A 12,986-nucleotide genomic window follows, 5' to 3' on the forward strand; every position below is an offset into this window, starting at 1 on the left:
CAGCACAGCACAGCACAGCACAGCACAGCACAGCACAGCACAGCACAGCACAGCACAGCTTGCCCATCTTTCATTAAGAGATCAACAGCTTTCGCAACTCAAATCTTTGCTGCCTGAAATTTTTTCCGAACAGCAAATTGATTTTGAAAAATTCAAACAACTGTTTGCCAACGAAATCGCCACCCACCCCGATCGCTATACCCTCAACTGGGCAGGAAAATCCGAAGCCTATCAAGTTTTGCAAACCCCAACACAACAAACACTCATCCCTTGTGAGGCGGAGAGTGTGGATTTTGCCCAATCGCAAAATGTGTTTATTGAGGGAGAAAATCTTGAAGTATTAAAAGTGTTGCAAAAATCCTATTTCAATTCGGTGAAAATGATTTATATCGACCCACCGTATAACACGGGGAGCGATTTTATCTATAAAGATAATTTTGCCGATAGCCAGGCCGATTATGCGGAGAAAGTGGGCGATAAAGACTCAGAGGGCAATATCAAGCGTGCTTTTGTGAAAAACAGCAAAGAAAACGGGCATTATCACAGCAATTGGCTCAATATGATGTTGCCTCGCCTGCATTTGGCAAGAAACTTATTGCGTGATGATGGCGTGATTTTTATTTCCATTGATGATCATGAACAAGCCCAATTGAAATTGCTTTGTGATGAAGTGTTTGGGGAAGAGAATTTTGTTGAACAAATTATTTGGAAAAAACGGGGTTCACCACCTAATGACAAAAAAATTGCTGCTATTCACGAATATGTTTTGATTTATGCCAAAAATTTTGTTGCCCTTAATTTAAATTTGAAGGCAAGGGATGAACGACAATTAGCTAGATATAGTAATCCAGATAATCACCCAAAAGGAAAGTGGGCTGCTGATAACTTGATGGCCAATGTAAAAGGTGGGCGTTTTGTAAAGTCTTTATATTTTCCAATTATAAATCCTAATACAGGTGAAGAACATTTTCCCTCTTCAAATGGAAACTGGAGATTTAACCAAGAAAAAATAAAAGAATTATTGAAGAATAATGAAATTTATTTTGGAGTAGATGGGCGAGGCAGACCAAAACTAAAGAGATTTTTATGTGATGTAAAAAGTGGAGTTTCTTTTGGGACAATATGGGATTATGTTGGATACAATAACACGGCAAGCAGTGATTTTAGTCAAGTTTTGGGGAATTTAAATATTTTTGATACACCAAAGCCAATTAAATTGATCAAAGAAGTTTTAGAACTATCTACCGACGAAAATTCTATAGTAATGGACTTCTTCGCAGGCTCTGCCACCACCGCCCACGCGGTGATGCAACTTAACGCCGAAGATGGCGGCAATCGCCGTTTTATTTGCGTACAGCTGCCTGAAAAAACGGACGAAAAATCCGAAGCCTTTAAAGCAGGTTTTCAAACTATTGCCGAAATATCCAAAGAACGCATTCGCCGTGCGGGCAAGCAAATCGCCGAGCAATATCCCGACAAAACAATGGATACGGGGTTTAAAGCCTTTAAACTTTCAGGCAGCCATTTCAAACAATGGCAATCGCCCACAGAACAATATTTAGAAAAACAATTGCAAATGTTTATCGACCCTGTGGCAGAGAACACCGATACGCAAGCGATGATGTATGAATTATTATTGCGTTTGGGCTTTAGCCTCACGGCAAAAGTGCGGTGGGAAAATCAAGTGTGTTGGGTGGAAGAAAACCATCAGCGCGTGGCATTGATATTAAACGAAGTGAATGAATCAATAATCAATGACGTGATGACACGCCAACCGCAAAAAGTGGTGATGCTCGATCGTTTATTTAACGGCGATGACGCATTCAAGAAAAATACCGAATTGCAAATGAGCGATATGAATATTGCTTTATTGGTGATTTAAGGAGAAGAAAATGCAACTTCAATTTGAAACCTTAGATTATCAATTGCAAGCAGTGGAAGCGGTGGTTCAATTATTCAAAGGGCAAGGAAACCCACAAGAAGAGGGTTTGGTTTTAACCAGCCAAAATGATGAACGCATTGGGTTCAATCTCCCTTTGCAGTTGAATGAAGCGGTTTTGCAAAACAATTTACACGAGCAACAAAATAAAGTAAAAACCGACCGCACTTCGATTGCCGAGCAGGGCAAAAACTTTACCGTTGAAATGGAAACGGGAACGGGCAAAACCTATGTGTATTTACGCACCATTTTTGAATTAAACAAACAATATGGCTGGCAAAAATTTGTGATTGTTGTGCCAAGCGTTGCCATTCGCGAGGGCGTGTTGCACACCTTGCGTGCTACTGAATCCCATTTTGCTACGGTGTTTGATAATCCAAGCGTAAAATACACTGAATATAAAAGCACGCAATTAACCGCATTAAAAAACTTTTCCCAAAGCAACCATATTGATATTTTGGTGATCAATATTGATTCTTTTACAAAAGAAAACAATGTTATTAATACAGTTCAAGAAAGTGGCATTGCCCCCATTCAATTAATTCAGACGGCCTGCCCGATTGTGATCATTGATGAACCGCAAAATATGGAAACCGAAACCCGCCACAAAGCGATTGAAAGTTTAAATCCACTGTTTACCTTGCGTTATTCTGCCACGCATAAAAATCCCTACAACCCTGTTTATAGTTTGAACCCTGTGCAAGCCTATGAATTGGGATTAGTGAAGCAAATAGAAGTGGATAGTGTGCTAGCTGATAATGATTTAAATGGTGTGTATTTATCGCTTAAAGAAATCAGAACGAGTCAAAAAAGCTGGTCAGCCAAAATTGAATTATTGGTGAATGACAAAAAGGCGATGAAGAAAAAAACCATCACCGTCAAGCCCAATCAAGATTTATTCGCTCTTTCCAAAGGCAATGAACAATATCGCAATGGCTTTATTTTGAGCGGAATGGACACCGATCAGCAAATGGTTTCCTTTGCCAATGGGGTGGAAATTTATCAAGGAACGGATTATTCCCAATTAAAATACGAGATTCAGCAAATGCAAATCCGCCGCACCATTACCGAGCATTTGCAAAAAGAGAAAAAATTGCGTGAGCAAGGCATTAAAGTGCTTTCTCTGTTTTTTATCGATAAAGTAGATAATTACCGCAATGGCGGTAAATTCGCCCAGTGGTTTGATACCCTTTATCGCGAACTTTCAGGCAGCGACCCGCAAGGCGTGCATAATGGCTATTTTTCCCAAGATAAAAAAGGCAATGCCAAAGACACCAATGGCAGCACACAAGCGGATAACGACACTTATCGCCTGATTATGAAAGACAAAGAACGGCTATTGGATTTAAACAACCCGTTGCGGTTTATTTTTTCTCATTCCGCATTAAAAGAGGGCTGGGACAATCCGAATGTGTTTCAGATTTGCACCTTAAACGATACCGCCAGCGAAATGAAAAAACGCCAAGAAATCGGGCGTGGATTAAGGCTGCCTGTGAATCAACAAGGGCAACGGATTTATGATCGCCGCCAAAATATCCTCACGGTGATTGCCAATGAAAGCTATGAACAATTTGCCGCCAGCCTTCAGCGTGAAATTGAAGAAGAATGCGGCGTGCAATTTGCCGAAAGCAATATTAAAGCTCGTGATGAAAGAGAAAGCGTTGAATATCGCAAAGATTTTAGCCTACACCCTGATTTTCAAGCACTCTGGGATCGCATTAAATATCAAACCACTTATCGAGTGAAGTTTGAACAACAAGAATTAATTAAAAGTGCGGTGGAAAATATTCGCAAAATGCCACCGATTGAAGCGATACAAATCCGCCACGAAAAAGCCTATTTAACCATCAACGAGCAAGGCATAGGCACGCAATATCGCTCAGCAGGGGCAATCAATGCACATTCTTCATTCAATATTCCTGATTTGCTCAATACCTTGCAAAAGAAAACAGGATTAACGCGAATAAGCTTATGCCAGATTTTGCAACAATCGCAAAGGCTGCCTGAAGTCTTCCATAACCCACAACAATTTATTGATTTGGTTGCCGAAAAAATCAACCTTGCTTTGCAAAAGATGATGGCAGAGGGTGTGGAATATCACAAAATCGCAGGCAAAACCTATGCAATGACGCTCTTTCAGGATTTTGAGTTTTTTAAAAATGATCACACTTTTGAAGTGGCAGAAAAACAAAAAACCATTTATGAAAACTATATTCCGCTAGATTCCCAAACCGAATATCAATTTGCTAAAGATTGTGAAACCAGCGAAGAAGTGGAATTTTATTTTAAGCTGCCTGAAAAATTTAAAATCCCTACCCCATTAGGCCATTACAACCCTGATTGGGCAGTGGTGTTTAAAGGTGAAAACAAAATCTATTTTGTGGCAGAAACCAAAAATACAGGCAAAGGTATTCAACGCAGTGTAGCAGAAGAAAAATTACGCGAAAGCGAGCAAATGAAAATCGCCTATGCCCGCAAAAATTTCCATCATTTACATCAGGAATACGCCGATTTGGATTATCAAGTAGTGGAAAATGTTGCAGAGTTGGCGCAAAAAGGTAATAAGATGGAATAAAACAGTAATATTTAAAGAAGAAATTTAATGGACAAAGTGCGGTAAAAAATATCTAAATTTTCCACCGCACTTATGTTTTAATGAATTACTTCACTTCCGCTAAAATTCTAGTGAGTAATTTCCAGTAGGTTTCCACCGCGGGGATATGCACTTTCTCATCAGGAGAATGGGCGTTAATGATGGTTGGACCGATAGACACAACATCTAAATTTGGATAGATTTTTTTCAATAATCCACATTCTAATCCTGCGTGAATCACTTTAATTTCAGGTTTATAACCCAAAATATCAGCATAAATTTGGCTTGTTAAGGCTAAAATTTTGCTTTCTGGCTGAGGTTCCCAACCAGGGTAATCACCAGAAAATGCCACTTCCGCATCACAAAGTTCAGTTAAAGATTGTAAGATTTCTTGCACATAGTGTTTACCACTTTCAATTAATGAACGGATTAAAATTGTTGCGTGAAGTTGGTTATTTTCACTCTTTATTAAACCTAAACTTAACGAGGTTTCCACCACATTTTCTACGGCATCACTATTGCGGATTACACCGTTTGGTAGGGCGTTTAATAAATTAATAATCTTATTTTGTGAAGTGCGGTCTAAAATTGTTTGTGGTTTTTCTGTGGGTTGTAAAAATAATTGGAGATGAGGTTCGGCAATAGCTAATTCCGTTTTTAATAATATTGCGAAATTTTCTACCGCACTTTGTAATGGCGCTATATCACCATCAAAACATAAGGTAACAAATGCTTCACGAGGAATGGCGTTACGCACTGAGCCACCATTAAGCTGGCTAATAGCAACATTAATTTGTGGGTAATGTTGTTGTAGATGAGCAAGAAAACGTACTAAAGTTTTAATCGCATTAACACGCCCTGTATGAATATCTACGCCAGAATGCCCACCGCGTAAGCCTTTTAGTACGAGTTGATAGCTGTGCGTATAAGTATTTTCTATTTGTTGGATCGGAATATTAAGATCGGCATTAACCCCACCGGCACAACCAATATAAATTTCACCATTTTCTTCAGTATCGGTATTAATCATAATTTGGCTTTTGAGCCAATTTGGACGTAAACCAATTGCGCCTTCCATACCTTGTTCTTCGGTCATTGTGAGCAAAACTTCTAACTCTGGGTGAGCAAGGTTTTCCTCTTCTAAAGCGGCGAGAGCAGAAGCAAGACCAATACCATTATCTGCACCTAAGGTTGTGCCTTTGGCAGTAACCCATTCACCATCAATATAAGGTTGAATAGGATCGGTTTGGAAATTGTGTGGGGTATCTTCATTTGCTTGTGGCACCATATCAAGATGTGCTTGTAGCACAACCGATGGGCGATTTTCCATTCCTTTGCTGGCAGGTTTACGGATGAGAATATTTCCGACTTCATCACGCTCAACAAAAAAGTGTTTTTCCTTTGCCCAATTTACAATGAAATTGGCGAGTGCTTCTTCGTGATAAGATGGGTGAGGTATTGCACAAATTTGATCAAACCATTTCCATAATAAATTAGGTTGAAGTTGTTGTATTTCTGACATTTTCGTCTCCTAAATCAAAAAAATTTACTAAAATAATAGCATAAAAACGGGTTTCACGTTATCCTAACGCAATTTTATTTATTGGGCGGTTTCCGCTTTTTTTAGTTAAGGTGAGTTATGAGTGAAAAATATGTTGTGACTTGGGATATGTTCCAAATGCACGCACGTAAATTATCAGAACGTTTGTTACCCGCATCGCAATGGAAAGGGATTATTGCTGTTAGTCGTGGAGGGTTATTCCCTGCTGCGGTGTTAGCGCGCGAATTAAGTCTTCGTCATGTAGAAACGGTTTGTATTGCAAGTTATGATCATAATCAACAAGGTGAATTAAACGTTTTACACGCTGCCCAAGTGCCTAATGGCGGTGAAGGTTTCATTGTGGTTGATGATCTCGTTGATACAGGCAATACCGCACGTGCTATCCGTGAACTTTATCCTAACGCCCGTTTTGTGACTGTTTTTGCTAAACCAGCAGGGGCAGAGTTGGTTGATGATTATGTGATTGATATTCCACAAAATACTTGGATTGAACAACCTTGGGATATGGGCATTACTTTTGTGCCACCATTAGCAAGAAAATAATATTGATAAACGCTGGATTTGCCAGCGTTTTTTATAGAAGTCAAAACAATGAATGTCATTAACCATTATCTTGAAATGCAAGAGCATTTTCTTTATGTGCCTTATTACCATCAACACCGCCGTGTACGCGTATTGCTGCCAAAAGATTATCATAATGAGCCTTGGCAGCATTACCCTGTCCTTTATATGCACGATGGGCAAAATGTGTTTTATAGCAAAGAATCTTATTCAGGGCATTCGTGGAAAATTATTCCTACCATCAAACATTATCAACAATTACCAAAACTGATTATTGTTGGGATTGATAATGCAGGATCGGAGCGTTTGAATGAATATGCCCCTTGGCGGACTGATGTAGGTAATAATGATGAAGTACGCAATGTTGGCGGACGAGGTGTGGAATATGCCCAATGGGTAGTCAATGAAGTTAAACCATTTATTGATAAAACCTACCGCACTTTACCTAACGCAGAAAATACGTTGCTTGCAGGTAGCTCAATGGGAGGGATTATTACCGCTTATATAGGGGCGGCATACCCGCATATTTTTGGGCATTTAGGGGTATTTTCTCTTGCTTCTTGGTTTAGTGAAGCGGCATTTATGGATTTCATTCATCATCATCCTTTACAAAAAGAAAGTCGCGTCTTTATTCAAGTTGGCACTAATGAGGGTGATGAAATGGATTCACAATTTATTTCCAATATGAATCAGGCCTATATTGATTGTACCTTGCGTTATTATCAGGCTTTGTTACGAACAGGACATCCACTTGATCATATTCGATTACGTATTATGGCAAATGAAATTCATCACGAAATGCACTGGGCTGATCATTTTGTCGAGTTTTTGCATTTTTCCTTACTGAATAAATAGGGTTTAATAAAAAAGGCGGAATATTAATCCGCCGTCTTACTTATTTTAACCACCCTTGTTCTTCTAGTTTCCCTAAAAAATAAGGCATTTGCACACGCCACCAAGGCCAGTCGTGATCCACATCATTTCCCCAAAAATCAAACCAAGCAGGAATACCTTTCGCTTGGAACGCTTGTTGTAAGCGGGTTGTGTCAGCAATATGTTGTTCCTCCCACGCACCTTGTCCAACGGCCACAATATAATGATTTTTACGATAATGATTGAGAAACCACGGATCGTTTTGGTTCCATAAATAATCAATGGGAGAATTAAAATAGACTTCCGCATTGCCGTGAAATTCCCCTGTGAAGAAACGGGCATCATACACGCCACTTAAGGCGATGGCGGTGTCAAAGAGATCAGGGTGGCGTAAGGCGAAGTTAATGGTGTGGAATGCGCCCATACTACAACCTGTGGCGATCATTGCACCTTGCCATTGAGATTCGTGGCGAATTAATGGTACTAACTCATTGATAATATAGCGATCATAAGCATTATGTGCCTGCGCCATATCCTGCCCAGATTTATAATCGGCAAGCCAAGATTCCTTATCAAAAGAATCTGGAGTGTAAAATTTAATTAAGCCTCGTTCAATAAAAGAACGGCAAGCCTCAATCATTCCAAAGTTGCCATATTCATTTTCATTTCCCCCTGATGAAGGAAAAACAATCACGGGCTTGCCACTGTGTCCATAAACATTAAACGGCATTTCTCTGCCTAGCTCTCCGCTCCAATGATGACGGCGTTCAAAAAACATTTTTCCTCCTATTGTTTTTGATGGGCAAATTGAATAATTTCACGCATTTGTTCAAGGCTTGGCGTACGCGCTAAAATCCCTTCTTCGCCCATAATTTTGGCAAACACACCGGGGATTTGTTGTACGCTAATGATATTGTGAGGAAATCTTTCGTACACTTCAGCAATGGAATGCACATAATGCTGATTTGCCTTGCGAGAGATATAGACCACATTCCAAGGATGGGTAATTTGCGCATTAAATTGATTGTCTTTCACAATATGCGCATATTCATTAAACACATCAAAATCGTTGGCATAATTCCACATATCAATAGTTAAGCCACCGGGTGGACGACAGTTTACTTCTAGTGGCAATAATTCGTTGGTTTTTTTCACTCGGAAAAACTCGAAATGAAAGAACCGCTCTTTGACATTAAAGGCTTTTACACATTGCTTACCAAGTTCCACTAATTTGGGCGAAATTTCACGCGGAACGTAATAGAACATATTGCCGTCTTTTTCTACGGTATCCAGTACTGCTTCGGAATATTCAAGGCTAGAATAAAACACAATATTGCCGTCGCGATCCGTTAAGCCATCAAAGGTAACAATATCGCCATCAATAAACTCTTCCATAATGTATTCCACGTTGGGATTTTTATGTTGGAAGAAGTTTTCCAATTCTTGCGTATTTTTGATTTTGTAAGTATCGCTCGCGCCCACGCCAGAATTGGGTTTGATAATTACGGGATAATGCAATTCGTCCGCTAATTTTCTGGCATCTTCATCATTTTCAAACACTTGCCCTTTTGCTACTTTTAAGCCTGCTTGACGGAAAATTTCTTTCATTTGAGATTTGGTTTTAATGGATTTCATATCTTCATTTTTATAACCAAACACATTGAAATCGGTGCGAAGTTTAGCATCTAGCTCAAGCCAATACTCATTGTGCGATTCAATGCGATCAATACGACCATATTTATGCGCAAAATAGCCCACCGCACGATAAACTTGATCGTAATCTTCCATATTATCCACACGATAATACTCAGTGAGTGAACGGCGTAAATTTTCACTCAATTGATCATAGGGTGTATCCGCAATACCTAAGGTATTGAAACCATTTTCACGCAAACGCACGGCAAAGGTTTCAAAATTAGTTGGAAAATGGGGTGAAATCATCACAAAGTTTAGTAGTCTTGACATAGATTATCCCTCAATCTGAAAATAGCGAAAACGATTGCATTATACAAAAAATCATCAAGTGATAAAAGCAATCTATATCAATTGAAATGAGTTTGATGATTTAGGTTTTATTTTTTTAATATAGTAGATAATAAAAATAAGATATAGATTACATTTTTTTATCATATTAGTGTAATATTGATTTTAGTTAAAATTCAGCTAGTTTATAAATTAATCTTTAAGACAAGATAGGAGATAACTATGAAGAGTTCTATTATATTTATATCCATATTTTTTATTTTATATTGGATCGCAAATTCTATTTTGGATATGAATGGAGAGTTAAGGTATATTTATTTTGGATTAATAGGTTTTTTGGCATATTATTTTTCAAAAATAATATACTTTATTCTAAAATAAATAAAAAATAATTTAATTGTGTTTTTTATTAATTCTTGTATAAAATATAAATAAATTATTGGTTTTTAAGTTTATATTTATTTTCTTTTTTATTTGTTGTGTCTGTATTTTACGATTGATAATGGTTAAAATATCTGAAATATTTTTTAAATTAAAATAGTGAATATTATTTAATTTTTTATTAGAGGTGTATATATGTTATTAAAAAATAATCTAAAAGTTTTTAATTATATAGTAACCGTATTTATTAGCCTTACTACTTATAAAGTTTATAAAAGATCTGAATTTATTGAAGGGTTTAGATTAGCGTTTTTGTTATGTAGTGCAATTATCTTATTTTCCCTATTATATTTTTTTATTTATATATAAAAACTGGTTCTTTCACACCAGATTTTATAGATAAGTTCAAATATATTTCTGCAAACGGAAAAGTTTTCATTTTTATTGTCAGCATTATTTTTCTTGTAATATTTTACTTTTTTTATCTTTATGTAAAAGAATTGCAAAAAGTAGATCTTTTTCCTGTTAGCTTTCTTAGCTTGTCCATAGGAGGGCTAGGATTTATCTATATAAAGCTATTACAGATGATTTTAAAACGAGATTAATCGTTCATTTTTCGTTAGATAATTTAAACGGCTGGCTGTTTTTTGCGCTGAGCGATTTATGCTCTTGGATAATATGCAGGAATGCTTGTCCGAAGCGCTCTAATTTAGTTGCGCCCACACCGTTGATTTGTAGCATTTCGCGTTTGTTGGTGGGTTGATATTGTGCCATTTCTTGCAAAGTAGCATCGTTGAACACAATATAAGGGGGGATATTTTCCTTGTCGGCAATTTGTTTGCGTAAGAAACGCAAGCGGGCAAACAGATCTTTGTCGTAATTTTGCACCGCACTTTTTTGCGCACTTTGTGCGGTCATAATGGAAGAAACCCTTGGCATAGCCAGTTCTAAAGGCTGTTCACCACGCAAAATTGGGCGCGCGTTTTCCGTCAGTTGTAATACCGAATGAAATTGATTCATCACTTGTTGCACAAGCCCAAGATGAATCAGTTGGCGGATCACTGATTGCCAATATTCTTTGCTTTTGTCTTTGCCAATGCCATACACACTCAGTTGATCGTGCTGGTTGTCTTTAATTTTTTGATTTTGCATTCCACGCAATACGCCAATCACATAATGCATGCCGAACATTTGCCCTACCCGATAAATGGTGGACATCACCTTTTGTGCGTCAATTAAGCCATCATATCTTTTCGGTGGATCAAGGCAAATATCGCAGTTTCCACAAGGCGCTTGGCGATGTTCACCAAAATAGTTCAGCAAGACTAAGCGGCGGCAGGTTTGGCTTTCGGCGAATTCACCGATGGCTTCTAATTTATGCTGTTCAATTTGGCGTTGCGGGCTTTCTGGCTTTTCCAGCAGCATTTTTTGTAACCACGCATAATCGGCGGGTTCGTAAAACAATACGGCTTCAGCTGGCAAATCATCACGTCCTGCACGCCCTGTTTCTTGGTAATACGCTTCGATACTACGCGGCAAATCAAAATGCGCCACAAACCGCACGTTGGATTTATTAATGCCCATTCCAAAAGCAATGGTTGCCACCACCACTTGCACATTATCACGCTGAAAAGCACGTTGCACTTGTTCGCGCTGGTTGGCTTCCATTCCTGCGTGATAAGCTTGGGCAGAAACGCCCTTTTTTCGTAAACTTTCTGCCAAACGTTCCACTTTATTACGGCTGTTGCAATAAACGATACCGCTTTTGCCCTTTTGCCCTAGTACAAATTGACATAGTTGTTCCATTGGCTTAAATTTTTCCACCAAGGTGTAGCGAATATTTGGGCGATCAAAACTGCCGATATAAATATGCGGGTTATCCAGTTGTAAGTGGTGCAAAATATCTTGCCTTGTGGCACTGTCGGCGGTGGCGGTGAGTGCCATTATAGGGGCATTGGGAAAGCAACGTTTTAAGCCACCCAGTTGGGTGTATTCAGGGCGGAAATCGTGTCCCCATTGGGAAATACAATGGGCTTCATCAATAGCAATAAAGCTCACTTGGCAATGGGAAATAAATTGAAAAAAACTGGTTGTCATCGCCTTTTCGGGCGAAATATAAAGCAATTTGAGTTGCCCTGAAATCGCCTTATTTTGCACGATTTGCTGTTGCTCAAAGGTTTGTGTGGAATTGAGGTAATCCACTTCGATACCGTTGGCAAGCAGTTGATCCACTTGATCTTTCATTAACGAAATCAGTGGCGAAATGACTAAGGTTAAACCTGAAAAGCAAAGTGCAGGAATTTGATAGCAAAGGGATTTTCCGTTTCCCGTTGCCATAATCACGAGGCTATCTTGGTGTGAAAGGGCGGCGTTGATGACTTCTTCTTGTCCGTTGCGGAAAGATTGGTAACCAAAGACCTCATTTAAAACTTCAAGTGCGGTGTTTTTTTTCATTATTTTTTACGAAAAACTCGTTAAAAATGCACCGCACTTTGTTTATTGATGAAATAGGGCATTAGGTAAAATGCACTTGCTCGCCGTGTACGCGACAGGCTTCTTCCAAGCATTGCCAGAATAATTTGCCGTCATTGGCAATCCATTGTCCCTCTTTGAAAGCAAAGTGGAAACCGCCCGCTTTGCTGGCAAGCCAGAGTTCAAGTAACGGCTCTTGCTTATTTACTACCACTTGGCTGCGATCAGGAAAGGTGATGGTAAACACCGAACCTTGCGTGTCGCAATCCACATCACAATCTTGCTCTTCTAATTGCTCTTCAATTTTGAGCCAAACTTGCTCAATATTTTGATGAAATTCTGTAACGTTCATAATTTTTCCATAAGCGAAATAGATAAGGCAGAATTATAGAGAGTTTTTACCATTTATACAAAGTGCAAAATGATGTAAAAAAGAATAGATCTTTCTATAAATATCGTTATTATGCGTAAGATTTATAAGATAAACCAAGAGAATATAAGATGAAAAAGCTAATTTTTATCCTTACTTTAGGGGCAGTTACGCTTTCTGCCACCGCTTGTGGTGTGAAAGGCCCACTTTATTTCCCTGAACAACAACATTCACAAACACAAAAATAAGCATT

Annotated in this window: 10 protein-coding genes; 5 read left to right on the forward strand and 5 right to left on the reverse strand. The window is 38.6% G+C overall.

Annotated elements, in window-relative coordinates:
* Positions 1–106 precede the first annotated feature (106 nt).
* Positions 107–1,882 carry a site-specific DNA-methyltransferase gene (locus L4F91_RS00005; protein ID WP_395897907.1) on the forward strand — a complete coding sequence of 592 codons (1,776 nt, stop codon included), beginning with the start codon at positions 107–109 and terminating at the stop codon, positions 1,880–1,882.
* 10 nt (positions 1,883–1,892) lie between these two features.
* Positions 1,893–4,514 (forward strand): DEAD/DEAH box helicase family protein, encoded by a 2,622-nt coding sequence (locus L4F91_RS00010; protein ID WP_395896549.1) that lies wholly within the window; start codon positions 1,893–1,895, stop codon positions 4,512–4,514.
* 85 nt (positions 4,515–4,599) lie between these two features.
* Here the strand turns inward: L4F91_RS00010 and L4F91_RS00015 are convergent, their stop codons facing one another.
* Positions 4,600–6,054, reverse strand: coding sequence for an aminoacyl-histidine dipeptidase (locus L4F91_RS00015; protein ID WP_395896551.1), 1,455 nt, complete (start codon positions 6,052–6,054; stop codon positions 4,600–4,602).
* A 117-nt stretch (positions 6,055–6,171) separates the two neighbouring features.
* Between L4F91_RS00015 and gpt the strand changes: the two genes are divergently transcribed.
* Positions 6,172–6,636, forward strand: coding sequence for a xanthine phosphoribosyltransferase (gpt, locus tag L4F91_RS00020; protein WP_250363800.1), 465 nt, complete (start codon positions 6,172–6,174; stop codon positions 6,634–6,636).
* Between the two features lie 48 nt (positions 6,637–6,684).
* On the forward strand, positions 6,685–7,509 hold the full coding sequence (locus tag L4F91_RS00025) for an alpha/beta hydrolase (protein ID WP_395896553.1): 825 nt from the start codon (positions 6,685–6,687) through the stop codon (positions 7,507–7,509).
* 40 nt (positions 7,510–7,549) lie between these two features.
* On the opposite strand, the gene L4F91_RS00030 is transcribed toward L4F91_RS00025, so the two are convergent.
* From L4F91_RS00030 to cyaY, 4 genes are all read right to left on the reverse strand, one after another.
* The gene (locus tag L4F91_RS00030) at positions 7,550–8,305 is read right to left on the reverse strand and encodes an esterase family protein (protein WP_250363798.1); all 756 of its coding nucleotides are present in this window, start codon (positions 8,303–8,305) and stop codon (positions 7,550–7,552) included.
* A gap of 8 nt (positions 8,306–8,313) precedes the next feature.
* On the reverse strand, positions 8,314–9,492 hold the full coding sequence (locus L4F91_RS00035; protein ID WP_395896555.1) for an acetyl-CoA carboxylase biotin carboxylase subunit family protein: 1,179 nt from the start codon (positions 9,490–9,492) through the stop codon (positions 8,314–8,316).
* Between the two features lie 1,008 nt (positions 9,493–10,500).
* Positions 10,501–12,345, reverse strand: a complete 1,845-nt coding sequence (gene recQ, locus L4F91_RS00040; RefSeq protein ID WP_395896557.1) for an ATP-dependent DNA helicase RecQ — start codon at positions 12,343–12,345, stop codon at positions 10,501–10,503.
* 61 nt (positions 12,346–12,406) lie between these two features.
* Positions 12,407–12,715, reverse strand: a complete 309-nt coding sequence (cyaY, locus tag L4F91_RS00045; protein WP_265777658.1) for an iron donor protein CyaY — start codon at positions 12,713–12,715, stop codon at positions 12,407–12,409.
* A gap of 149 nt (positions 12,716–12,864) precedes the next feature.
* Between cyaY and L4F91_RS00050 the strand changes: the two genes are divergently transcribed.
* Entirely contained in the window at positions 12,865–12,981 is a 117-nt protein-coding gene (locus L4F91_RS00050; protein WP_395896560.1) for a lipoprotein, read from the forward strand.
* Positions 12,982–12,986: the final 5 nt, after the last annotated feature.

It is taken from the genome of Avibacterium sp. 20-126 (genome assembly GCF_044358625.1).
GTDB lineage: Bacteria > Pseudomonadota > Gammaproteobacteria > Enterobacterales > Pasteurellaceae > Avibacterium.